The following is a 24,280-nucleotide window of genomic DNA, read 5'->3' as shown; positions in this document are numbered from 1 at the left end:
AGAAGGAGGAGATAAACCAATCAAAGCATGTAATGACTTTGACTGGCTTTCGCGCTAGCGATTCTCAATAGGCACCCACTCTTGATGATCTGGACCTGTGTAATCTGCGCTTGGGCGAATAATGCGGTTGTTCGCGCGTTGCTCGTACACGTGTGCAGCCCAACCAGTTAAACGGCTCATCACGAAAATCGGTGTGAACAGTTTGGTCGGAATGTCCATAAAGTGGTACGCCGATGCATGGAAGAAGTCCGCATTACAGAACAAGCCTTTCTCACGCTTCATCACCGATTCAACACGCTCAGATACTGCGTATAAATGCGTGTCACCCACATGCTTCGACAATTCCTCAGACCAACGTTTGATCAGTGCGTTGCGAGGGTCGCTTTCTCGATAAATCGCATGACCAAAGCCCATGATCTTGTCTTTATTCGCCAGCATTTGCATGATGTTAGCTTCGGCTTCATCCGGCGTCTGCCAGTCTTCAATCATCTCCATCGCTGCTTCGTTTGCACCGCCGTGAAGAGGGCCACGAAGCGTACCGATTGCAGCCGTGATACAAGAATGAATGTCTGACAATGTTGATGCACAAACGCGTGCTGCGAAGGTTGATGCGTTAAACTCATGCTCTGCGTAAAGGATTAATGAACAGTGCATCACTTGCTTGTGTAGCGCTGATGGCTCTTTATCTGTAAGCAATCGCAAGAAATAACCGCCGATGCAGTCTTCGGTTTGATCTTCTGTGTCGATACGAACGCCATCGTGACTAAAACGGTACCAGTAACAGATGATGGCTGGGAACAAGGCTAACATGCGCTCTGTTGCTTGCAGTTGCTCATCAAAGCTCATTTCCTGCTCTAAGTTACCCAATACAGAACAACCTGTACGCATGACGTCCATTGGGTGCGCGCTTGCTGGGATCAGTTCTAAAGCTTGCTTTAACTCGGTCGGCAAACCGCGAAGGCTCAGTAGGTGTGTCTTGTACGCATCAAGTTCTTGTTGGTTCGGCAAGTGACCGCGTAACAGAAGATGTGCAACTTCTTCAAATTGAGCATTATTGGCAAGGTCAGTAATATCGTAACCGCGATAAGTCAGACCGGTCCCCGTTTTACCGACAGTACATAAAGCTGTGCTTCCAGCGCTTTGACCACGCAGGCCAGCGCCACCTAACTCTGCTTTCTTTGCTACAGTTTGAGGCATTGTTTGAACTCCTTTTCTGTCTGGCTTTGCCCTCTTTCGGAGCGTTTTTAGCCAGACGAATTTCACGTTATTGGATTAGATAAATTCCGATTATCTTTTCTTGGGCTTCCGTCTATCTTTTCTTTTCCCCGCTATTTCCCTTCAGAGAATAGCTGGTCAAGTTTGTCTTCGTAGTCGTGGTAGTTCAGGTGTTGATACAACTCTTTGCGTGTTTGCATCGAATCAACCAGCGCTTCCTGATTGCCCACTTCTAGTAAGTGTTTGTAAACCGTTTCTGCAGCTTTGTTCATGGCACGGAACGCACTTAATGGGTAAAGCACCATGTCCACTTTCGCTTTTGCTAATTCGTCACAGCCATACAGTGGTGTTGCGCCGAATTCAGTAATGTTGGCCAGAATAGGAACGTGCTTTCCGGTCGCTTGCTCTAGCGCATTTGAGAACTGGAGGTATTGATCCAACTTGTTCATCGCTTCTGGGAAGATCATGTCTGCGCCAGCTTCCACACACGCAATGGCACGTTCAATCGCGCTGTCCATGCCCTCCACAGCAAGAGCATCTGTGCGTGCCATAATCACGAAACTTTCGTCATTACGCGCATCCACCGCCGCTTTCACGCGGTCAACCATCTCTTGCTGGCTCACAATTGCTTTGTTCGGGCGATGACCACAACGTTTTTGTGCAACTTGGTCTTCCATGTGCACCGCTGCCGCACCCGCCTTTTCCATTTGCTTAATGGTGCGAGCGATGTTGAATGCGCCGCCAAAACCGGTATCGATATCCACCAAAAGAGGCAAATCACAAGCATTGGTAATGCGGTCAACATCGACTAGCACATCATTCAGTGTAGTAATACCCAAATCTGGCAATCCGTAAGAGGCGTTTGCAATACCGCCGCCAGATAAGTAAATCGCTTGATGCCCCAAGTTCTTCGCCATCATGGCGCAGTACGGGTTAATGGTGCCGACAATTTGCAGCGGATTATTTTGTTCTACGGCGAGTCTGAACTTCGCCCCCGGTGTTAAGCTCATGACGAATTCCTTCTAGTCTTTGTCTAAACTTTCTGTATGTATAATTTGCGATTGGATGAGCTTTCGACTTCCTGAGATGTGTCGTCTCATCAACATTTCTGCAAGCTCTTCATCGCGATTGCGAATGGCTTCCAGAATGAATTTATGTTCAGTCAGCGCTTCATTTGGACGAGATTGCGCGCGCGGTGACTGATAGCGGTACATGCGCAGCAAGTGGTAAAGCTCGTCGCACAACAGAGAAATCAGCTTGCTGTTTCGGCTTGCTTGGATGATGCGATAGTGAAAATCAAAATCACCATGCTGATGGAAGTAAGAGGCGCCTTCCACTTGATCAATGTGCTTTGAATGTGTCGACAACAGCATTTCCAAGCTTAATAACTCTTCTTGCGTAATGTGTCGTGCTGCAAGTCGTGCTGCCATGCCTTCCAGAGCTTCGCGCACCGAATACAGTTCAATCAGCTTGGCTGGAGAGAAGGTCGTGACTCTTGCACCAACATGAGGAATACGCTCAATCAATCCAAGCCCTTCCAAACGCATTAATGCTTCGCGTAGCGGACCACGGCTGACTTGGTATTTCCTTGCTAGCTCAGGCTCCGAGATTTTGCTACCCGGTTCCACATCACCATTTACGATCACTTCGATCAATGTTTCTGTCAGCGTTTCGGACTTGGTGTGTTCTTTCTCAGAACCCAGTACTTTGTAACGAGCTTTCAACTCAGAGTTCATATTCAGGCACTCACTTAATCGACATCAAAGTGTCTACAATTTTTTAACCTGAATTTAAAATAGACGATCAAAGTGTCGACAATCAAGTAAATTGTCGACAATTTAGACTAAGGTCGTAGTTTGAAATGGACTAATTTGGGAAGATTTAATGATTTACAGAGGTTTTTTGTAATGGAAAGACACAATTGTCGACAACTACAAACACTCTAATCTATTGATAATTAAAGAAAGACGTATAATTGCTGAGCAAAAAATCGAGAACCGCTACTCTTTTGGCACAAATTGGTCGTAGACTTCCTGTGCTGTCATCTTTTTAGAGTGAGGATTGAGCTCGTAGTAACCCGGCTTTTCATCAGTAAAGATTTCTAGCGTCAACTTAAAATCAGGATTATCGAATAAGCCAGCAGAAAGGATGTATTCGTTGGTTGGCAAGAGATGGTAAAACAAGTTCGTCCCACACTCGCCGCAAAAACCTCGTACTGCCCAGTCTGAAGACTGATAACGTTTTGGCTCTGCACCTTTAAATGTGACTTCTGGGCCACAATGCACGGCATGAAGTGCCCCACTCGACCATTTTCGACACATTGAGCAGTGACACAAGCTCACTTCATTCTTGGGTTCTGCGATAACTTCGATTGCACCGCACAAACATGTTCCTTTCATTCCTCTTTCCTTATTCATTTGTTGTCGCCCTATTATGGCCTACCGATAAGCAAATCCGCGTGACCTATCCCCAGTTTCTCGTCGTGAACTTTATGAACAAAATAGCCGCAATGCTCAATATTCTCTTTATCTCCGTTTTAAAGACAGACATTTAACAGTTAATTAACCTTTACACAAAGTTCAGCCTTAACGCATACACGGCATTAAGACGGAGCAAAATAATAAGGCTCATCAAAAAATAGAGTCGCCAACATAAGGAACGTGAACATGTTAAAGGTAATCAAACCAACGCTCGCCGCTTCAATCATCGCAGCTTCATTCTCATTCAACGCTTTTGCTGCGGATATTGAAAAAATGCACTTTTTGATCCCAGGTGGCGCTGGCGGCGGTTGGGATATGACCGCCCGTGGTACGGGTGATGTGTTAGTAAAATCAGACATCGTAGAAAACGTGTCGTTTCAAAACCTATCAGGTGGCGGCGGCGGTAAAGCGATCGCTCACTTAATTGAAACGGCAGATCGCCAAGAAGACACGCTCATGGTGAACTCAACACCAATCGTTGTGCGTTCTCTTAGCGGTATTTTTCCTCAATCCTTCCGTGACCTAACGCCTGTTGCTGCAACAGTTGCAGATTACGGCGCGATTGTTGCCTCTGCGGACTCGCCATACAACACATGGGAAGATGCTGTAAAAGCGTTTGCAGCCGATCCTCGCAAAGTGAAGATTGCTGGTGGCTCAGCGCGTGGCTCTATGGATCACCTTGTCATAGCGGCGGCATTTAAAGGCGAAGGCTTTGATGCGCGTAAAGTCCGTTACATTGGCTATGATGCGGGCGGCAAAGCAATGGCAGCCCTGCTTTCTGGCGAAACTCAATTGCTTTCAACAGGTTTAGGTGAAGTACTGGAAATGTCCAAATCTGGCCAAGTGAAAGTACTTGCTATCACTGCGCCAAAACGCTTAGAAGCCGCGCCGAACATTCCGACTTTAACTGAATACGGCAACGAAACGGTATTTGCGAACTGGCGTGGATTCTTTGCTGCACCGGGCGTTAGCCAAAAGAAAATCGACGAATGGAATGCCGCATTCACTAAGATGTACAACACTGACGAGTGGCAAGTCGTTCGTGACCGCAATGGTTGGATAGACAACTACAAAGCGGACAAAGCGTTCTTCGCGTTCCTTGAAGATCAAGAGAAGCAAATGGGTGACCTGATGCGTGAGCTAGGCTTCCTGAAATAACCGTTATTCCGGGGCTCCCTCCGATAGCAACTTAGCGTAAAACCTGAGTTGCTATTCGCCCCAACGGCATTTGCACTCTAAGTTTCACCGTATATGGACATTGTCGACACTCGGCATACACACTCCTTTGTTTATTGATTGTTAAGCATATCGACTAGCAGCGAAATGCTTACTTGTTAATGGATTACTTTGCACATTAACGTTCATATACGGTCTTTTTTATTCTTGTTAGGAGTTGAATATGTCTCGTTCAACCAACGTTTTTACCAAAGAATATCTACTCTGTCGCGACCGTGTTGGCGCCATGATTTTCCTACTCTTCTGCCTTTGCTACGGTTATCAAACGTCTCAAATCGCACTGTTTCCGGGCGATGAGTATGAACCGTTTACTGCGCGCACCTTGCCAACCATTCTGACTTATATCGGCATCGGGCTTTCTCTCTTGCTTCTTGTGACTGGCCAACCAGACAAAAAGAGCGGCGCCGTTTTAACCTTCAACTGGAAGCTACTGATCTCGTTCTTAGTGCTGATGGCCCTTTACGGCTTGGGCCTAACCTACTTGGGCTTTGTACTCGCGACAGGTTTCTTTTTGCTTGCGGGTTTCTATCTGCTTGGAGAAAGACGCAAACCCGTTTTGTTTGGCGCCTCTTTCCCATTCGTTATCGCCTTTTATTTATTGCTCACTCAAGGTTTGGATATCTATCTCGAACCGGGTTTGATTTTCACCATCTGGTAGCCAAAGAAAGGACTGAATTATGTTAGATGGAATTCTACAAGGTTTATCCACCGCGGTGATGCCAATGAATATCATGATGGTGATTGTTGGCTGCTTCGTCGGCACATTTATCGGCATGCTGCCGGGTCTTGGCCCTATTTCGGCCATCGCGTTGATGATCCCGATTACTTATGGTTTAGAGCCTTCATCAGGCCTCATCTTGATGGCGGGTGTTTACTACGGCGCAGTATTTGGTGGTTCAACCTCTTCAATTTTGATCAACGCACCGGGTTGTTCTTCAACGGTCGTAACCGCATTTGACGGCTACCCAATGGCGCAAAAAGGTCAAGCGGGTAAAGCGCTAGCATTAGCCGCTTACTCCTCTTTTACTGGCGGCACACTTTCGGCCATCATGCTGCTCGTGGCTGCGCCAGCCTTGGCTAACGTGTCGTTAAGTTTTCAATCTTCTGATTACTTTGCATTGATGTTGCTCGGCTTGTCTGCCGTTGCGGCTTTTGCTGGTAAAGGTCAGGTCATTAAAGCGTGGATGATGACCATTCTTGGCTTGATGCTGTCGACAGTCGGTATCGATAAAGGCGTTGGCGTCGAGCGTTTCACCTTTGGTTTAACCGATTTGATGGACGGTTTTAGCTTCCTTCTTCTTGCAATGGCGACGTTTGCTTTGGGCGAAACCTTAATGGGGATTCTCAAACCTTCAAACGATACTCGTGATGAAGAGCAAGACAAATTGAGCAACATAGGCTCGATGAAAGTCACCAAAGAGGAAATTAAAGAAGTCGCTCCGGTATCGATCCGCTCTTCTATCCTAGGTTTCTTTACTGGCGTACTTCCGGGCGCAGGCGCAACAATCGCGGCATTCCTAAGTTACGGCTTAGAGCGCAACTTGGCTCCAAAAGAGAAAAAAGAAGAGTTCGGAAAAGGCAGCATTCGTGGTCTAGTTGCGCCAGAATCAGCGAACAATGCCGCATCAAGTGGCTCATTCGTTCCATTGTTAACGCTGGGTATTCCAGGCTCAGGCACCACCGCTATTATGCTTGGCGCGTTAATCGCCTACGGCATTCAACCTGGCCCTCGCCTGTTCGTTGAACACCCGGATGTCTTCTGGTCAGTCATCATCTCAATGTACTTTGGTAACATCGTGCTTGTGATCCTTAACTTGCCGTTGATTCCTTACATCTCGAAACTACTGGCCGTTCCAAGAACAGTGCTTCTGCCGATGATTTTGTTCTTCTCAATTACAGGTGTGTACTTAGTTTCGTTCAATACGATGGATGTGTTCGTGATGCTACTTGTGGCGATGGCTGCCATTGCACTTAGACTGGCAAACTTCCCGCTCGCACCATTGCTGCTTGGCTTCATCCTCGGCGGCTTGATGGAAGAAAACTTGCGCCGAGCGTTGATGATTTCTGACGGTGAGTTGAGCTTCTTGTGGGAGCGTCCGATTACGTTGACGTTTACTGTGCTGGCAGTATTAGTGCTGGGTAGCCCGCTGTTTGTGAAGCTGTTTCAAAAGCTTAAAGCGCAACCTGTAAAAGTTGAGCAATAATCGTCGACTCCTCCTTCTTGATAGCCCCTAAAAGCCACCCTCGCGGTGGCTTTTTCTTTCTTCGATCTTTCTTTGATATAGCTATGATGAATTAATATCACGGCGAAGAAAAAAATTTCGCTAGAAAGAGGTTCACGTTATCAAAACCACAACGGAACTGAACAATTTCGTTTTGGAGCATGTAAAGTAAATCTCATAAAAACGTTAGAACATGCGTTCTCAAAATCTAAGACTCTAATAACCAATAAGAACATAACAAGGATTGTTTATGCTGCTGGAATTGGCTCTGTTGTTTGCTGCAGGCGTGGTAGGTGGAATCATGAATTCGATAGCAGGAGGCGGAAGTTTTATCACCTTCCCCGCCCTGATGGCGGTTGGCGTGCCGCCCATCATGGCTAACGCCACCAACACTTACGCCGCATGCGCGGGATACATAAGCGGTGCCGTGGGTTTTCGTGAAGAAATTTTGAAGAACAAGCAAGAACTGCTATTCACCATCTCGTTCAGCTTAGTCGGTGGCGCAGTTGGCGCGTATCTTCTTCTCAACACGCCAGAATCACTGTTTTTGGAAGCCATTCCTTGGCTACTTTTGTTTGCTACGGTGCTGTTTCTTACAGGTTCTCGGTTAACAATGATCATCAAATCCATCACCAAAGAACATAAACACGCGGGCGTGTTAGGCTTAATCGCATTGAGTTTGTTGTTGGTGGGCGTTTCAGCATACGGCGGATTTTTTAATGCCGGATTAGGTGTGATTGTTCTGAGTTACCTCGTTGTGGCGGGCCATCAAGACATCAACTTGATGAATGGGCTTAAACTTCTGGTTTCAACGTGTGTCTCTCTCATCGCTATCGTCATTTTTGTTGCGAACGGCTCTATCGATTGGAGTAAAGGCAGCGTGGTAATGGTCGGGACATTAGTTGGCGGCTACCTCGCCGCGCGTGTGTCTCGCCAGCTTAATCCGAGCCACGTTAAAGGTTTTGTCGCTCTCTCTTCGATTATCATCACCATTTACTTTTTTATTGACGTTTACGCCTAACCCAAACAGAAAAAGCGCCATCAACTTAATGGCGCTTTTGCGGCTCTCAATAAAGGTTTCTAAAAAGAAGTTTATTAAATAACGTGAAAAAGTGAGTTTAGAAAACCGTTTTAAGACGGAGTACCACTTACTTAATCAACCCAACTTCTTTGTAGTATTTAAGCGCACCGGGATGAAGTGGCGCAGACAAACCATCTTTCACCATTTCTTCTTTCTTCAAATTCGCAAACGCGGGATGAAGACGACGGAAATCATCGAAGTTTTCAAACACGGCCTTCACGACGTTATACACCACATCTTCAGGCACGGCAGTAGATGAAACAAACGTCGCACCAACACCGAATGTCATCACATCATTATCCGAGCCGCGATACATGCCGCCAGGCACGGTAGCAACGCGGTAAAAACTGTTGTCGGCGATAAGCTTATCCACTTTGGGGCCAGCGACTGTCACGATGTTACTGTCGCACGAAGTGGTTGCTTCTTTAATCGCACCACTTGGGTGACCAACGGTGTAAACCATTGCGTCAATTTTATTATCACAAAGTGCTTTCGATTGTTCTGCCGCTTTCAATTCCGAAACCAGTTTGAAGTCATCGTTGCTCCAACCATATTCCTTCATCAACACTTCCATAGTGCCTCGCTGACCAGAGCCAGGATTACCAATGTTGACTCTTTTACCTTTTAAGTCATCAAACGTTTTGATATTTGAATCTTGACGAGCAACCACCGTAAACGGTTCTGGGTGAACAGAAAATACCGCGCGCAGCTCTTTAAACGGACCATTTTCAGCAAACTGGCTGGTGCCGTTATACGCGTGATATTGCCAATCTGATTGCGCAATACCTAAATCTAACTCGCCTGCGCGAATGGTGTTGATGTTGTATATCGAACCGCCCGTACTTTCGACCGAACAACGAATGCCGTGCTCTGCTCGAGATTTATTTACCAAGCGACAGATAGCCCCACCCGTGGGATAGTAAACACCTGTGACACCACCAGTACCTATGGTGACGAAAGTCTCTTCGGCGGCAACTGAATAGCCGGCAGTCAACGCTGCAAGTGACGCAGCTAGCGCGATGTGCTTAAACTTAAACATTGAACGTCCTTTTCCTTTGTTTATGACGGTGTAAGTATAGCAATCGTTAACAATTTGATAACGATTGAGTTCTCATCCTTGAACTTTGCTTCTCACACCCGATTCGAGAATGATTTACAAAACCACATAATAATCTGATATATAAAGAGTGTTTTTTATTCTATCCTTTTAAATACAAAAAAAAGCGTTGTATAAACAACGCTTTGTCAGTACTAAAATGAAACCGCAATTACACTGTCGGGATAGATGCGCGCCACGCTTGGTTCTGACTATCAGAGATAGAACGGAACAGCTCACGCAACTCTTTAAGCAACCCTTCTTGGAAGCCGATGTTCTCATCTGCTTTTTGCTTCGCTGCTTGAGCACGCGTCGCTTGCACTTCATCGTCCTTGCTGCGAGCTTGCGCTTTAGTTTGTTCAACGTTCGATGCTGAGTTTGCCATCTGTCCAAGAGCTTGAAGAATCGCGTTCTTCGCTTGGTTTGAGCTCATCAGTTTATCGAACTTGCGACCGCCGCTAGTCAATTGAGCCGTGGTATCTGCAATGCTGTCTTTCGCTAGCGAATGTGCGCGTTTTACTTGATCTTGTTGAGTTTTTGACAAGTTACCGTTGTTCATCAACTCTTCTACTTGATCGAAGCCCGCCTTCTGCGTTTTCAGCACGTTGTTGCTTACCATCTCGGTCTTAATTTCTTTACCCGCTTTGAAAGAACCAAGCGCACCGATAATTGCTGTAGCACCCGCTAACACACCAGAGACAACCGCCATCGCGATCATCGCGCTAGCAGAGTTGTTCAGCTCTGCCGCTTGGCTTTGCAAACTCGCAACGTTGGCTTCAACCGCAATTTCACGTTGAAGCACTTGCTGTTCACGGCTTAGCTTCGACACTTGGTAAAGCAGCGTCAACAAAGACAGCGATTGAGAAACCGCGTCCGAAGGTGATTTGATCACTTCTTCACCGTTCAGCACTTTCGCGGTAGTGCTCATCAGTAGATCAATCGTTGGTGCAAGCTCACCCATCAGGTTCGCAACCACTTGTGCTTGATTGCTGATCGCAGGAGCTTTCGGCCCATCTAATTGATAGCGACCTGCACCAGAAACGTTTGACTCACCGTTGCTTTTTACTGCACCCGCTTCCAATTTGGTCTCTGGTGTTTTTTCTGCTTTGGTTGTTTTGATAGTGTCGCCCAAACCATACAGTTCACCGCGACCCGTTCCACCAATTTTATCCAACATACTTCCGCTCCTTAAACCGTTGCAGGACGGCTTAACACCGTTTGCATGGTTTCACTTTTCGCTTGAATCATTTGCATGATGATGCTCATCAGCTCTTGGAAATCTTCCATCAACTTGCCAATTTCTTCTTTTAGCTTGTCGATGACTGCCTGGCTCAACGTCATTTTGGCGCGGAGATCCGTGATATCGGCTTGTATTTCCGTGACGTTCGCATTGTTGGCAGCGTGAACGCTGTCCGTTGCGCCCTTACCTATGTTAACCGTAAGGTCGACCGTTTCAGCGCCGTAGCGAATCGCTTTGGCTGTGGTTGTCGCAGCTTTAGAACCCATGTCCGCAACTTTTGCCATATTGGCTGCAGCTTTAGTGGCAATATCTGTCACTTTCTGCGCAATTTTGCTGGCACTTTTCGCGGCAAGTTTCGCGATACCACCAGCCGCCGCGCCACCAAAGGTCACGATTGCACCGATGACAGCGACAGCAATTTCTAATGCCATCACCACTTTGTTCAACACATCGACATTCACACCCGCTTCTTTTAGCGCGTCTTGAACGGCTGGTTCTTGCAGTGCCATGCTTACTGCACCCATGACGCCACCAGCGATCATAAGCGCGCCAGCTGCCGCGCCAACGCCAGTGGCAACCATGATGGCACCTACCACAATGGAGACAACCGCGCTGATCCAACCAAAGATCTTCGCCGCTAAGCCCGATTTCTGAGCCTCTTTCGCAGCGGCTTCTGATTCCTTGATTTTCTCTTGGTTCTCTGCCATTTCTTGTTCATGTTTGGCTTTTGCGACTTTCACTTCCTGAATTTTCAGCTCGTTCTGAGCACTTTTCAGTTTGTCTGTAATCGCCGCAAGCTCCACTTCAAAATCGTCCGCAGAACCTGCGATGATTTTAACTGCGATCGAACCCGTCTGATCAGCAACAGCATGTAGCGCTTTTGCGATGGTATCGACGATCTTTTGCAGCTGAGCCATGGCTTTTAGCGTCAAGTCTGTCACTTTATCGCTCACGGCTGCATTTGGGGCATCTAGCTGAACTTTCACTCTTCCTGTGTTCAGAGTGTCAGCATCTCTACTCTTTACGTTTTCAACCGTTACAGAAGGCGTCGCAGTAGACGCCGTTTTCTGTACGTTCTCTAACGTAGTTTGGCCAGACTCAGGGATGTAAACCTGCGTCTGAGTGCGGTCAAGTGCAATAGAACTCATAGTCTAATTACTCCTTTTGTTTCTCACCGCTTCTAACATGATGCCTGCACGTTGATGCAAGTCTGCATATTGTGATTTACCGGCAGACATCTCCTTCGCGCTGTAAAACCCACTCTCTGCTTCCGTCAGTTGTTCCAATTTCAGGTGACATTCTGCAGAGTGAAAAGGTGGGCGTGGATCGTTAATGTCCACGAGCGCTGCGTAGCTGTAGGCATCAATCGCCTGCAGATACTCACCCAGTTCCTGACGAGCAGCACCAAGGCCAATGAAAAATCGCGCCTGATAATGATCCAGCATGCTAAGCAGTTGGAAAACTTTGGCGGCTTGTCCAATCTTTCCTGATTGGAAGAAGTTGTAGCCGACCGCGTAAATGTGTTCGATGGTATCTGCCGATACATCGTGCAACATTTTCAGCGTGCCTCCCTCTTCCAGAAAAGACAGCAGCTCTTCTGCTTGCATTTGAGATGGATCGGTCGCGTTTGTTTTAGTCATGGTTGGTTATCCTTAAATGGCTCGTAGGATTTCTTGTAAAATACTGTGGTACTTCTGAACAAACTTGTTCATCGCTTCAACGGTCGAATTGTATTGCGAGCTGATATCGTTTAGCTCTGTCGTTTTGATTTGAACTTCGTCGTTGAGTAGTTTGGATTTGTCGCTGACCGAACTGGAAAAGTTGGACAGTTTCTTGGTTTTTTCTTCGTCTTTAAAACTCGCGCCGTCAGCTACCGTTACACCCTGCTTTTTCAGAAAATCCGTGTGTGTAGTAATGCCATTGTCGGTGAGGTATTTATACTCAGGCGAGTTCTGAAAATCGGTAACAGAGTTGTAGTTGAAGTCGCTCGCACTAAAAGCATTGTCATCCGGTTTGTAAGTACCATCGACACTCTGCGTAGAGTGAATTTTCGACTGAACAACACCAAAGATTTTTAGTTGCACGGTTAAATCTTGCAGTGCTTCCTTTTGCTCGTTACGTTTTTCTAAGCGATTTACGCGACGCTCGTTTAATGCAAACAGCACTTGTTCATCAAAACGGTCACCAATACTAGATTCAACGACAGCCAACAAATCGCGAGCCGTCAAAGAGTGTTCAGCTCGAACCTCAAGATCCTTTTTCTCTTGCTCGGTGATGTTGAGTAGACGATCTTTCAACGCACCTAAGTTCTTGCGTAATGTTTCGTAACGTTCGATAAACGAGGCGCCTGTCGACTCACCCTTCAGCATTTTTTCAAACTGGAAACGGATGTCTCGTTCCGTATTGTTTTTTATCAGCTCAACCTGATACGCAGAGATTTGCGTTTTTTGGATATCGGCAATCGCTTTATCGTTGTAAAAAGCATCGATTTCGGTGTGAATAAGACTTACTGCAAAATTCGCAAACAAGCTTGAAAGCGTCAAAGAATCCGAGCTTTTGATGATGGCATCTAACGCTTTTCGTAAATTTTCAGTCCCAGCGGTTTCACCGTAAGCCGCAGTAAACTGACCTTTCACTTGCGTCGCCATTTCGCTTAACACTTCGCTAAGCTGCTGTTTAGAAATGCCTGGCGTCCACGTAATTCTTTTCGCTAATTGGTCCGCGTCATCTTTAGTTAAAGTGATACCTATCTGGTTAAAAGCGTTCTGCAATTGCGTCGAGACGTTCGTAACAAAATTCGCTTCGGTTAGCAGAAAATCAGATGCTTGGAGCTGTGCCAGATTCATCGATGGCAAATGAGCAAACGCATTACGAAGGAACGAAGATGCGCTCTCACGAACCACGCTAGAACTCATTTGACGCGCCAAATCATCAACAAATGAGGCAATATCCCCAGTCGCTGATTTCAGCTCTTCAGCGCTTAACTTTGCAATCTGCTGCGCTTGCGTGCTTTCGGTTCCAAGCTGAAATTGACTCACAAACTGAGTCGGCAATGACGAATCCACTTTGTCCGTAAGCTGGTCGGCAAACCAAGTTTGGAACTGACTTGCCAATGCATTGTTCATCTGCGTCGCAAGTTCGGCGGCGTCCACTTCACCGTTTGAACTCGCGCCCTGTAGCGACCTCATCCAAATAGATGCGCTTTCGCTGAGCGCAGCACCCGAAAATGCGCTGTTTTTCTCTTTCAATTGAGTCAGCGTATCGACGTAAAGTGCGATGCTCTGTTCGTCAGTTTGACCTTTAATTGTTGGCAAATGCGCGATCAGTGAAGCAAGCTGCTGAGTTTCCGCATCACCTAAAATTGGGGTCAATTGCTCTGTTAGGCTTTGTCCAAACGTTGGCAGTGGCGTACTGCTTGCGGCGGCGGTTGCCGCACCAGTTGCTGAGCCCGTTGTTGTCATATTCGTCATATCCAAACCTCTAGATCACCATACCGCGCATCATGGTTGGTCGCTTTCGTCTTTTACCCTGCACGCCTTGCAACTGATGCTGTTGCTGCCTGCGGCGCTGAACTTCTTCGATGAGTTCTTGCTCTGCGTGTTGCATTAACTTCGGCGAGGCGTTTAAACCGCCAAGCAGAACTTCTCCTGCTACGGGGCCAACACCGAGTCCTTCTAATAGCTCACTAAAAATGTCATTTCTTTCATCCGCATTTCGAATGGCTAACTCTGCATTTTCAATAGCTTGGGTAAAGGGTTGCTTCATATTGATTCCTATCTTAAAGCGTGTCTTCTCATTGGCGCTGTCAGTAACAGTCGAGAGTTTTTACATTTTTCTCTTTTTCAGTGGGCGATAGTCTGCAAGCCGCAAAAAATACCAGTCGGCTTGTTGATCGTGGCTAGCGCCACAGGCGCGTAAGTAGAATTGAGCCAAGCGTTGGCTACTCATGTTGCTACCACGCAACACATCAACGTTACCGCGGATAACCCAATCAGAAGGAAAAAGAGGGATGGCGTGCTCAGCCAAAAGAAATAGGCAAGAAAAGGGGTTACTCAACCCCAAATTCGGACTCACACGTTTGAGGAGTACAATAATGATCTCCCCTTGTTCGACACGAAATACCAGCTCCATGCCATCAACTTCAATGCGATAACCAAGTTGAATCGCACTTTTTTGCCAAAAGTATGGCGTCACGTGGATCCCCGTTTGTTCCAACGATTGTACAAGTGCGGCGTTCATTACATCCCTACCCGTCCAAGTGGCTGAATGTTGATCTGCTGAGTGAGTTCTTGAAAAGACAGAACGGGCAAATCGTAATATTCGGATTCAATCAGCTTTCGAACATAACGACGCACATCCATAGAAACCACCAGAACAGGCTTGTTCGGCATGCGGCTTAAATCGCCTACGGTCTGTTTTACGTCGCTAACAAATTGCTGAGTAACCGAAGGATCAAGCGCTAAGTAGCTGCCCGCCGAGGTTTGTCGAATACCGCTGCGAATCGTGTCTTCGAGGCTCTGATCGAGAAGATACGCCGGCAGCATGTTCTGACCGCTCGCGTACTTGTAACAGATGTAACGCTTTAAGCTTGAACGAATGTATTCCGTCAACTGGACGACATCTTTTTCCTTTTGTCCCCACTCGACCATGGCCTCCAAAATGACGCGAAGGTTACGAATCGAAATGTCCTCAGACACCAAACGCTGCAAAATCTCCGTCATTTTTTGTAGCGGGACGATGCGCTGCGCCTCTTTCACCAATTCAGAATAACTGCCTTCCATTTGCTCAAGTAGGTAGCGAGTTTCTTGAATCCCAATGAAGTCTTGCGCGTACTCTTTCAATACGTGTGATAGATGGAACGTCAAAATACGATCTGGTGTAAGGAAGCCGACATGGCTCGCAGTCAACTTCTCTTGATAGCTTTGTGCGACCCAAAGACTCGAGACTCCCGGGAGGAAGTCGTCATCTTGCTCAAACGGCACACCAAGCAACTCAATCTGGTCGCTTCCTTCTGTGACCAGCAATTTGTCTTTCTCAATACGACCACGTGCAACGGGCACTTCTTGCAACTGAATCAAGTATTCGCCGTTTTTCATCCCGTCGTTAAAACGCAGGTGAATTCCCGGAAACGGTACACCAAGATCGAGATACAACGCGCGTCTTACTCTGGCGAGTTCGTCGTTCAGTGCGACGGCTTCTAGGCTTTCTTGTAAGCTTGAATCCAGATCGATAAGCAGTGGTACTGTCATCGCGAACTCTTCTTGCTCACCCAATTTGCCTTTGCTACCACGAGACGGTGTTGGTTTATTGGGTTTCGCGGCAGGAGAGCCCGCTCCCTGCGCGACAAAGCTCGGCAGATCGCTGCTTTCAGATTCGGTTTGTTTTTTCTGTTGATAGAAGAGGTAAAAACCGCCGCCACCGACCACCAAAGCCAGCACTAGGAATGTAATTTTCGGAAAGCCAGGGATCAGAGCGAACAAGACCAGCAGCACACCACCAATCAACAGTGCTCGAGGCTGAGCCGTGACTTGCCCACCAATGTCGGAGCCCAAGTCGGCCGAGTCTTCGTGGGAAACACGCGTAACGATAATACCAGCGGTGATCGCGATAAATAGCGCAGGAATCTGCGATACCAAGCCATCGCCTACGGTCAAAATCGCAAACAGCTCAAGCGCCTCTGACGCGCTCATGCCTTTTTGCGTGACGCCAATGGTGACGCCACCCAAGATGTTCACGATGATGATCACCAAGCCCGCAATGGAGTCGCCTTTTACGAACTTCATTGCACCGTCCATCGAGCCGTACATTTGACTCTCTTTCTCGATCAGTGAACGGCGATGACGTGCCTCGTGAACATCGATAACTCCAGCGCGCATGTCACCGTCGATACTCATCTGTTTGCCCGGCATGGCATCAAGAGAGAATCGAGCACTAACTTCAGCAACACGCTCCGAACCTTTGGTGATCACCATAAACTGTACAATAGTGATGATCAGGAAGACCACGATACCAACGACAAGGTTGCCGCCAACGACGAAGTTACCAAAGGTGTAAACGATTTGACCCGCATCGCCTTGAAGCAGGATCAAACGTGTCGTGGTGATTGACAGCGACAAACGAAATAGCGTCGTGATCAGCAATACTGCCGGAAACGCCGAAAACTCCAGTGGCGTGGTGATGTAAATCGCCAACATCAGCAGCACGACAGCAATACTCATGTTTGCGCCGATCAGCACATCCACTAGTGCGGTTGGCAAAGGCAAAATCATCATAAAGACGATCGCCAGCAACATCACTGCGAGCATGATGTCTTTGCGTTGCCCTACCTTGTTTAGAATATCGATCAACTTATTCATGAGATTCACTATGTAAAGATTGCAGATAGCGTCGATGCGCTTGGCGTGCGCCCTCGACGTCATTTTGTTTCCAGCGCGCTTGGCTCAAGCAAAACCAAATTCCCGCTGCTTGCACAGACTGCGATTGCGACTTCAGTAAGCCTTCACATATCGCAACAGCGCGGGTGTAACGGCCAGTTTGCAAACACGCGACCGCGAGCGTGTGTAATGCATCTTCGCGTTCTGGTTCGAGTTCTAAAACGGCATCCAGTATCGCGATGGCTTGATCGGGTTGTTGGTATTGAACTTGAAGCGCAGCGTGAACCAGCAGCAGCTCAATATCTTTGGTGCTTAGCATGTGGGTTAAACCTGAATAAGAAGATTGAGCGCCATGGTGAGGTAACGCTGGTCCAGTTGTGTGCTTTGTAGGGTTTCGGCGGCTTTAGCAAGGTTCGCTGAGCCAGATTCCTGTGCGAGTTGCTGAACGCGAGCTAAAGTGTTGTCGAATTGCTGGCGGTACTTTTCTGGACGAAGCAATTCACAATGGTTCAGTTTTGGCTTCGCTAACGCCAACAAATATTGATCGGACGGTCTTAGGTCATACAGTTTTTCCAAATGAGTAGCGACGGCTTGCCCATCCGGCAGTAACTGAAATCGTTTGGGGAAATCCGTGTCGACTTCACCATGGGAAACGTGAGTAAAGGCTTCAATGCCGACATTTAACGTACTAACTCGGGTCATCAACTTGCCACTTCATCGTGAAGACGCACTAAAAGCGCGAACGCTTGTTCGAGTGTCGGCAACGTCACTTCATCGCCTTCAATTTTGGCGGAAAACACCAAGGTTTCGTCGTCGAGCAAACCGGTTTTCATTTCAAATGGCCAACCCTGTTCGGCATGGCACAAACGCAGCGCATGCTGAATACGCTCGCCCGACTGATGCCACGACAACGCACGCGCCAACATAAGGAAAAGTCGATCATGATGTTTTTCTATGTGCAATGTGCCGCTTTGCTCAAAGCTCAACTGCACACGTCCTGCGGCAGAAAAATCCACCGCATCTAAACCCATTCCTCGGCAAAACTCATCGACTGATGCATCAATCCAACTCATCGTCCCACGCTTCCTCTTCTTCTAAATCAATGGCTTCGTCTAGCGCCTTTTGTGCGGCTTGTATTAGGTTTTGTCTCTGTTCGTCGTCAGCAAATACATCAACGGGGATGTGTCGTATCAACTTGTGCAGCTCTCGAAAAAAATCGATTTTCTGTTCTATTGCCACCAACTCCATTGATGTTGCGATCTTCCAAATCTCTTCACTGCTGACCCAACGTTGCTCGACCAGAGCAATTACGTCAGCCATCAAATCAGAAGCCTGATAAGCCATGACTCATCCTTTCTGGTTTGAACATTTGAAATAGCCGCGCTACCTGGTCTTGCAAGGTGTTTAACGTTTTGAGTTTTTGCATATCGGACATCAGCAGCTGCAATTTGACGGAGTCAATGTTGCTGCCTTGCACGCTAAGGTCGGCGCTCATGCCTTGCAGCATGAAGTCCACCGCAGTAGAGACTTCTTGCTCACCAAAACGATCGACAACATCCTGATATGCAGAGCCAAGCCCTTGATAGCTGTGCACCGTATCGCGGTAAAAGCCGCGCAATTGATGAAGAGAGCTGAACTCTTGCTCTTTGCTAAACTCATCAGCGAAATGAGAAACACGGATTTCAGTGTCGATCTGCGACCAAGAATCCGGGTTCTGCTCGATTTTCAAGATCGCTTGGTCAATCAGCGCCAATAAGTGCTTGCTTTCCGGATTGGCCGATAAGTATTTCTTCACCGCTTTTAGAGCTAAGTATTGGTGGCTTTTCTCTTCCGAAAACCCGTTCAAATACGCTTGAAGCTGAGCGATGGTCGAAATGTTGCCACCCGCCATTTTGGCCGCAAGATCTTTGATTTTTTGGTTTTTCTCTAGATCAGGTACCTTTCTGAGGTAATCAGAAACCAGCTCATGCGCTTCGTTAACGCGAACGCCACCGTCTTTTATTTTGCGTTTGGTGAGATCTTTTTCTGCTTTTTCGGAGCCAAGTGATGTGAGCTCTTCCATCGCGTCAAAAAGCGATTGAGTGGCGTTGTGCACGCGCACTGTCTCACCTCGATAACTGCCTTTTACGGCACTGTCCGCACGAGACGATTCCAATCCATTTCGGACCGACGCATCAAACTTGGTGTTGGTTGCTATCTGACTATTGATAATGCTCATTCACTTGCACTCCTTTCGTACAATACAAGCGAATTATATGAAGTGCGTTTTTATCAGGCTGTCAAAATCAGACGTGTTTTTTTAGGGCGTTTTCAGTTTTCTAAAAACTCCCGACCAATATTCACTATAAATACCAACCCATCCTTTCTATTCTCCCAGCATCAATCATTGCGCATATTTTTTACATTGAACGATTTCTCATACATCACCGATATTCAGCAATCTGCGATCAAACAAACGCGTTTGATCCAAATTCGCGGACGCGTTACTCAAGTAACCGGCACCATCATCAAGGCTGTGGTGCCGGGCGTACGCGTTGGAGAGTTGTGTGAGCTGCGCAATCCCGACCAAACCTTATCGTTGTTGGCTGAAGTCGTCGGCTTTCAACAACATCACGCGCTGCTTACCCCACTTGGCAACATGTTTGGCATTTCATCCAATACCGAGGTGAGCCCGATGGGAAAAATGCACGAAGTCGGTGTCGGCGATCACTTGCTGGGTAAAATCCTCGACGGACTGGGGCGCCCTTTCGATGGTGCACAAAGCCAAGAGCCAAGTGCTTGGTATCCCGTTTATCGTGATGCCCCGCAACCGATGCAGCGTAAATTGATCGAAAAACCAATTTCTCTTGGCGTTCGCTCCATAGATGGCTTGCTCACTTGTGGTGAAGGCCAACGTATGGGCATTTTCGCTGCGGCTGGCGGCGGTAAAAGTACCTTGCTTGCGAAGCTGATTCGCTCTGCGGACGTGGACGTAACCGTTCTTGCTCTGATTGGCGAACGTGGACGAGAAGTGCGAGAGTTCATCGAACACGACTTGGGCGAAGAAGGTATGGCGCGTTCAGTGCTGGTCGTTGCGACATCCGACAGACCAGCCATGGAGCGCGCAAAAGCAGCGTTCGTTGCGACTTCTATCGCCGAATATTTCCGAGACCAAGGCAAGCGCGTTTTGCTGCTGATGGACTCCGTCACGCGTTTTGCTCGTGCCCAACGTGAAATTGGTCTTGCCGCTGGTGAACCACCAACTCGACGCGGTTATCCGCCTTCTGTTTTTGCCGCGCTGCCAAAACTAATGGAGCGCGCAGGCCAATCGGACAAAGGCTCTATCACTGCCCTTTACACCGTATTGGTCGAAGGTGACGACATGACCGAGCCTGTCGCAGATGAAACGCGATCCATTCTGGATGGACACATTATCCTTTCGCGGAAATTGGCAGCGATGAACCACTACCCGGCCATCGATGTGCTCCGCTCTGCAAGCCGAGTAATGAACCAAATTGTCGAGCCGAATCATCAAGCATCTGCCGCACATCTGCGTGAAATGTTGGCGAAATATGAAGAAGTCGAGCTGCTTATTAAAATCGGCGAGTACCAACATGGCGCTGACCCGCGTGCCGATCTGGCAATCGCGCAAAGTGACGATATTCGCACCTTTTTACGTCAAGGTACCCATGAGCCAAGCGACCTTGAAGGTGCTATCGCTCAACTGAAAGGCATCGCAGGTCAATGATCGAACGATTATTAGAAATTAAGAAAATTCGTGCAGACCGCGCCGATAAAGCCGTTCAACGCCAAGAATACCGAGTTGCCAACGTGGCGGCAGAGCTGCAAAAAGCAGAACGCTCGGTAGCGGACTATCACGTTTGGCGTCAGGAAGAAGAAGAACGCCGCTTCGCGAAAGCCAAACAGCAAACCGTGCTTCTTAAAGAGCTGGAAACGCTAAGACAAGAAATCGCCCTACTTAGAGAACGGGAAGCCGAGCTCAAGCAGCGCGTAGCAGAAGTAAAAGTAACGTTAGAACAAGAGCGCACTCTGCTAAAACAAAAACAACAAGAGGCCCTTCAAGCCCATAAAACCAAAGAAAAATTCGTTCAGTTGCAACAACAAGAAATCGCGGAACAATCGCGCCAACAACAGTACCAAGAAGAACTCGAGCAAGAAGAGTTTCGCACTGTCGATATTATCTAAAGGTTCATCATGCGCATTAAACCAAGTACGGATACCCCAAGTACGCAGCCTCATTCATCACAATCTCCAATGCCGATTGACGATCATGCTATGCTTCAATCGCGTTTTGAGCGTGCGCTCAAGGAAAACCCAGACCAAACCAAACCACAGCCAAATGAAACCAACAATCAAGCGGCTTTAGAAGCTAAAAAACCGTTTACTGAAAATTACTCAGAGCGCTCTCTTGCATCACTGCATTCTACTTCACAGTCAAAAACTTTAACTGACGATCACGTTACGCTTCAATCGCGCTTTAAGCGTGCACTAAATGAAAACCCAGACAAACCACTGCCAAATGAAGCCAACAATCAAGCTGCGTTAGAAGCTAAAAAACCGTTTACTGAAAATTACTCAGAGCGCTCTCTTGCGTCACTGCATTCGACAGGTAGCAACCAGCGTAAGACGGCTGAGAAATCTGCTTTTGCTCAAAATAATGACGTCGTCACAGAAAATATAAACAACGAATCAGATACGTCGTCACCTATCGCTCTGAACACCCAATACAAAACGCCAAGCGATATGGACGCACACATGAAATCTGACATTCGAATTCCTACTACCGGTGATAAGAAACTACCAATGGAGCCTTCGAATAAGCGTGAGAAAAACGCTGACGAGCAAGACGCATTTGAACGCTTGGTCGAAGATCATGATGATTCTAAAACCGAACTTGCGACTGCTAAAACAGCAGAGCCACACGAATCGACACAGTCGCCGAAAGATACTAAGAACATTCCTACTGCAGGAACGAAGCCGAACACAGTGGAAACGGTATCCGACGCTTTAGCGTCAACATTAGCATCAACAACCGTTGCGTCTGCGACTTCTGCGTCACTCGCCTCTCATCCTGTCACTTCAACTGTGCACAAAACTGCAACTAAAACTGAAGTAAACAAGCATGAGGGTGACTCATCACTTGGCTTTAATTCGCGCAATTTGAAAACACCACTCCCGAATGATGAACATCCCAAAGCGAGCAAGGGTGAGCGCACGTTGCTAGATAGAGCCATGTTGGATTCAGAAAAAAGCAGTGACAAGCCGATGCATCAACCAGTCACAACACCGATTACTCAAGGCGATGTGATTTTGAAAGGCATCTCGCCCCCACAACCTACTCAACCAACTCGTGAAGTCAGCCAACTGATTCAGCAATTGGTGGATAAAGTGTACGTGGCGCTACCAACAGCATCGAATGAGAAAGAAGTACGATTGTTTCTGAGCGAGGGCCAACTCAAAGGTGGCGAAATCCACATCAAGTTGGATTCGCAAGGTTATAGCGTGACGATTCGACAAGAGCATGCGCTTTCCATCATCAATCAACAAGCAAGGCAAGATCTGGCAGAACGTTTAAACCGCATGGGCTTTGAACAGCCTTTGCGCGTATCGATCAGCGAGCAGACGTCGCAACACGGTCACACACAGCAAGATCAACAACAATCACGCCAACAACGTAGCGTTTATGAAGAATGGCAACCCGAGGCGGATCAATGAAATTAACCATCCCAACAGTCGATGCCGAGAGCATTGCGCTGACCAATCAGCTCTGCGCTAAACAATGCCACTTTCAAGGACGTGACGAGCACAGCATCTCAATAACCGCATCGCAAAAACCGGAATTTTCTGGCTACCGCTTGACCACTCTGGTTGGTGGACAAACCATTCAAGTCGATTTTTGTTCCGCGCAACTGCAGCAATGGCTTCACTCAACTTTGAATGCGACAGCGTTTGAATCTCTCCCAAACTCGTTGCAGTTAGCTCTGCTCAGTACGCAGATTGAGCCTCATGCTGACGCGTTCAAACGCCTATTTGGTCAGTTACCTATCCTCAGCAAATTACAACCGCTGGAACAAAGCGAAACGCAGCGCAATACCTTAATGCTGACGCTAAACAAACCGAGCGCATCACTTTGTTTGTGGGTAAGTGAAGGTCAAAGCGTTTTAGTTGATGCGCTGCCGCCATGCTCGTCGCAACTGACTCAGCATATTGCCCTTCCTGTCTGGCTAAGCCTTGGCAAAACGCACCTGGACTTAAATCAATTCCATTCGTTAGAGCTTGGAGACGTGATCTTTTTTGACCAATGCTACATCGCCCAGCAACAAGCGATTGTTCAGGTATCCAATAAGAATCTGTGGCGTTGTCAACTTGAAGACAACACCCTCTACATCATTGAGAAAGAAACCGATATGAATGACGTAAACACATCCGAAACACTCACAGACCACCAGCAACTGCCTGTGGAACTCACGTTCGACATCGGCCACCAAACCGTCACGCTGGAGCAACTCAACCAACTGCAACCTGGGTACGTTTTCGAGCTCAACCAACCGGTGTCTAAGCCCGTGACACTGCGCGCGAATGGTAAAATCATTGGTGAATGTGAACTGGTAAACGTCAACGATCATTTAGGTGTACGTGTGCTTGAATTATTCGGCGGCACTCAGGAGCCGGCATGATTCAGTTACCTGATGAGCTAAACCTCATTGTCAGCCTTGCGCTGCTGGCATTGATCCCGTTTATCGCCATGATGGCGACCTCATTTGTGAAACTCGCGGTCGTGTTTTCGCTGCTGCGAAATGCGCTTGGCGTACAACAGATTCCGCCGAATATGGCGCTGTATGGCTTGGCGATCATTTTGTCGATTTTCATCATGGCACCGGTTGGCTTTGAAACGTACGACTACGTAAAACAGCACGACATTTCTTTGGAAGACTCTGCCAGCGTTGAGGGCCTGATTGAAAGTGGTTTACAGCCGTATCGCGAGTTTTTGAAACAGCACATCCGTGAAACCGAAGCGATATTTTTTACCGACGCAGCACGCACGCTGTGGCCGCAAAAATACGTGGACCGTTTGGAATCCGACAGCTTATTGCTGTTGCTGCCTGCATTTACGGTCAGCGAGTTAACGCGGGCTTTTGAAATCGGCTTCCTACTCTACTTGCCGTTTATCGCTATCGATTTGATTGTTTCCAATATTCTGCTCGCCATGGGGATGATGATGGTGTCACCAATGACCATTTCTCTGCCCTTCAAGTTACTGCTTTTCGTTTTGCTTGATGGCTGGACAAAACTCACGCACGGCTTAGTGCTGAGTTACGGTTGATGAAGGAAAGAG

26 protein-coding genes are annotated in these 24,280 nt (G+C 47.6%); 9 read left to right on the top strand and 17 right to left on the bottom strand.

The window, feature by feature from the left end:
- Positions 1-54: 54 nt before the first annotated feature.
- From prpC to ACF8CV_RS06965, 4 genes are all read right to left on the bottom strand, one after another.
- Positions 55-1,197 (bottom strand): 2-methylcitrate synthase, encoded by a 1,143-nt coding sequence (prpC, locus tag ACF8CV_RS06980; RefSeq protein ID WP_005500536.1) that lies wholly within the window; start codon positions 1,195-1,197, stop codon positions 55-57.
- Positions 1,198-1,328: 131 nt separating this feature from the next.
- Complete coding sequence (gene prpB, locus ACF8CV_RS06975) at positions 1,329-2,225, bottom strand: methylisocitrate lyase (protein ID WP_005464610.1); 897 nt, start codon at positions 2,223-2,225, stop codon at positions 1,329-1,331.
- 12 nt (positions 2,226-2,237) lie between these two features.
- A complete protein-coding gene (locus tag ACF8CV_RS06970; protein WP_005464619.1) occupies positions 2,238-2,951 on the bottom strand; it encodes a GntR family transcriptional regulator in 714 nt (237 codons plus the stop codon).
- Positions 2,952-3,215: 264 nt separating this feature from the next.
- A complete protein-coding gene (locus tag ACF8CV_RS06965) occupies positions 3,216-3,614 on the bottom strand; it encodes a GFA family protein (protein ID WP_005477765.1) in 399 nt (132 codons plus the stop codon).
- A gap of 267 nt (positions 3,615-3,881) precedes the next feature.
- Between ACF8CV_RS06965 and ACF8CV_RS06960 the strand changes: the two genes are divergently transcribed.
- The 4 genes from ACF8CV_RS06960 (at position 3,882) to ACF8CV_RS06945 (ending at position 8,174) form a co-directional block, all read left to right on the top strand.
- Complete coding sequence (locus tag ACF8CV_RS06960; protein ID WP_025611049.1) at positions 3,882-4,853, top strand: tripartite tricarboxylate transporter substrate binding protein; 972 nt, start codon at positions 3,882-3,884, stop codon at positions 4,851-4,853.
- Positions 4,854-5,094: 241 nt separating this feature from the next.
- On the top strand, positions 5,095-5,589 hold the full coding sequence (locus ACF8CV_RS06955; RefSeq protein WP_015296786.1) for a tripartite tricarboxylate transporter TctB family protein: 495 nt from the start codon (positions 5,095-5,097) through the stop codon (positions 5,587-5,589).
- Positions 5,590-5,608: 19 nt separating this feature from the next.
- Positions 5,609-7,135 (top strand): tripartite tricarboxylate transporter permease, encoded by a 1,527-nt coding sequence (locus ACF8CV_RS06950; RefSeq protein ID WP_005464542.1) that lies wholly within the window; start codon positions 5,609-5,611, stop codon positions 7,133-7,135.
- Between the two features lie 268 nt (positions 7,136-7,403).
- Positions 7,404-8,174 carry a sulfite exporter TauE/SafE family protein gene (locus tag ACF8CV_RS06945; RefSeq protein WP_025578969.1) on the top strand — a complete coding sequence of 257 codons (771 nt, stop codon included), beginning with the start codon at positions 7,404-7,406 and terminating at the stop codon, positions 8,172-8,174.
- 127 nt (positions 8,175-8,301) lie between these two features.
- Here ACF8CV_RS06945 and ACF8CV_RS06940 read toward each other — a convergent pair whose 3' ends face one another.
- The 13 genes from ACF8CV_RS06940 to vopN form a co-directional block, all read right to left on the bottom strand.
- Positions 8,302-9,273, bottom strand: a complete 972-nt coding sequence (locus tag ACF8CV_RS06940) for a TAXI family TRAP transporter solute-binding subunit (protein WP_021448581.1) — start codon at positions 9,271-9,273, stop codon at positions 8,302-8,304.
- Between the two features lie 229 nt (positions 9,274-9,502).
- Entirely contained in the window at positions 9,503-10,507 is a 1,005-nt protein-coding gene (vopD, locus tag ACF8CV_RS06935; protein WP_138937526.1) for a type III secretion system translocon subunit VopD, read from the bottom strand.
- A gap of 11 nt (positions 10,508-10,518) precedes the next feature.
- Positions 10,519-11,718, bottom strand: a complete 1,200-nt coding sequence (vopB, locus tag ACF8CV_RS06930; RefSeq protein WP_005464635.1) for a type III secretion system translocon subunit VopB — start codon at positions 11,716-11,718, stop codon at positions 10,519-10,521.
- 3 nt (positions 11,719-11,721) lie between these two features.
- Positions 11,722-12,210 carry a SycD/LcrH family type III secretion system chaperone VcrH gene (gene vcrH, locus ACF8CV_RS06925; protein ID WP_138937525.1) on the bottom strand — a complete coding sequence of 163 codons (489 nt, stop codon included), beginning with the start codon at positions 12,208-12,210 and terminating at the stop codon, positions 11,722-11,724.
- A gap of 12 nt (positions 12,211-12,222) precedes the next feature.
- Positions 12,223-14,046, bottom strand: a complete 1,824-nt coding sequence (vcrV, locus tag ACF8CV_RS06920) for a type III secretion system needle tip protein VcrV (RefSeq protein ID WP_138937524.1) — start codon at positions 14,044-14,046, stop codon at positions 12,223-12,225.
- 4 nt (positions 14,047-14,050) lie between these two features.
- Complete coding sequence (vcrG, locus tag ACF8CV_RS06915; RefSeq protein WP_005464408.1) at positions 14,051-14,335, bottom strand: LcrG family type III secretion system chaperone VcrG; 285 nt, start codon at positions 14,333-14,335, stop codon at positions 14,051-14,053.
- A 60-nt stretch (positions 14,336-14,395) separates the two neighbouring features.
- Positions 14,396-14,809: an LcrR family type III secretion system chaperone VcrR gene (vcrR, locus tag ACF8CV_RS06910; RefSeq protein ID WP_021448583.1), complete on the bottom strand. Its 414-nt coding sequence runs from the start codon at positions 14,807-14,809 to the stop codon at positions 14,396-14,398.
- Complete coding sequence (gene vcrD, locus ACF8CV_RS06905) at positions 14,809-16,935, bottom strand: SctV family type III secretion system export apparatus subunit VcrD (RefSeq protein ID WP_011105897.1); 2,127 nt, start codon at positions 16,933-16,935, stop codon at positions 14,809-14,811. The genes vcrR and vcrD overlap by 1 nt, the downstream gene beginning before the upstream one ends.
- The gene (gene vscY, locus ACF8CV_RS06900; RefSeq protein ID WP_021822202.1) at positions 16,919-17,263 is read right to left on the bottom strand and encodes a type III secretion system chaperone VscY; all 345 of its coding nucleotides are present in this window, start codon (positions 17,261-17,263) and stop codon (positions 16,919-16,921) included. The genes vcrD and vscY overlap by 17 nt, the downstream gene beginning before the upstream one ends.
- A 5-nt stretch (positions 17,264-17,268) precedes the next feature.
- Complete coding sequence (vscX, locus tag ACF8CV_RS06895) at positions 17,269-17,646, bottom strand: type III secretion system protein VscX (protein WP_005464441.1); 378 nt, start codon at positions 17,644-17,646, stop codon at positions 17,269-17,271.
- Complete coding sequence (sycN, locus tag ACF8CV_RS06890) at positions 17,646-18,017, bottom strand: type III secretion chaperone SycN (protein ID WP_005500521.1); 372 nt, start codon at positions 18,015-18,017, stop codon at positions 17,646-17,648. Before sycN ends, vscX begins: the two co-directional genes overlap by 1 nt.
- Entirely contained in the window at positions 18,004-18,288 is a 285-nt protein-coding gene (locus ACF8CV_RS06885) for a TyeA family type III secretion system gatekeeper subunit (protein ID WP_005464474.1), read from the bottom strand. Before ACF8CV_RS06885 ends, sycN begins: the two co-directional genes overlap by 14 nt.
- Positions 18,269-19,162, bottom strand: coding sequence for a SctW family type III secretion system gatekeeper subunit VopN (gene vopN / locus ACF8CV_RS06880; protein WP_138937523.1), 894 nt, complete (start codon positions 19,160-19,162; stop codon positions 18,269-18,271). Before vopN ends, ACF8CV_RS06885 begins: the two co-directional genes overlap by 20 nt.
- 186 nt (positions 19,163-19,348) lie before the next feature.
- On the opposite strand from vopN, the gene vscN reads away from it, so the two are divergent.
- The 5 genes from vscN to vscR are packed head-to-tail and all read left to right on the top strand — an operon-like array spanning position 19,349 to position 24,268.
- Positions 19,349-20,671 carry a SctN family type III secretion system ATPase VscN gene (gene vscN, locus ACF8CV_RS06875; protein ID WP_138937531.1) on the top strand — a complete coding sequence of 441 codons (1,323 nt, stop codon included), beginning with the start codon at positions 19,349-19,351 and terminating at the stop codon, positions 20,669-20,671.
- Positions 20,668-21,129, top strand: a complete 462-nt coding sequence (vscO, locus tag ACF8CV_RS06870; protein ID WP_005464592.1) for a type III secretion system central stalk protein VscO — start codon at positions 20,668-20,670, stop codon at positions 21,127-21,129. The genes vscN and vscO overlap by 4 nt, the downstream gene beginning before the upstream one ends.
- Positions 21,130-21,138: 9 nt before the next feature.
- Entirely contained in the window at positions 21,139-22,659 is a 1,521-nt protein-coding gene (locus ACF8CV_RS06865; RefSeq protein ID WP_328287966.1) for a type III secretion system needle length determinant, read from the top strand.
- Entirely contained in the window at positions 22,635-23,621 is a 987-nt protein-coding gene (gene vscQ / locus ACF8CV_RS06860) for a SctQ family type III secretion system cytoplasmic ring protein VscQ (protein ID WP_079857775.1), read from the top strand. The genes ACF8CV_RS06865 and vscQ overlap by 25 nt, the downstream gene beginning before the upstream one ends.
- Entirely contained in the window at positions 23,618-24,268 is a 651-nt protein-coding gene (vscR, locus tag ACF8CV_RS06855; RefSeq protein ID WP_138937522.1) for a SctR family type III secretion system export apparatus subunit VscR, read from the top strand. The genes vscQ and vscR overlap by 4 nt, the downstream gene beginning before the upstream one ends.
- The last annotated feature ends 12 nt before the right edge of the window (positions 24,269-24,280 follow it).

The organism is Vibrio sp. zbq_1 (genome assembly GCF_043102935.1).
Classification (GTDB): Bacteria; Pseudomonadota; Gammaproteobacteria; order Enterobacterales; family Vibrionaceae; genus Vibrio; species Vibrio parahaemolyticus.
Note: the sequence above shows the minus strand (reverse complement) of the source record. Positions and strands in the feature narration are given on the sequence as shown.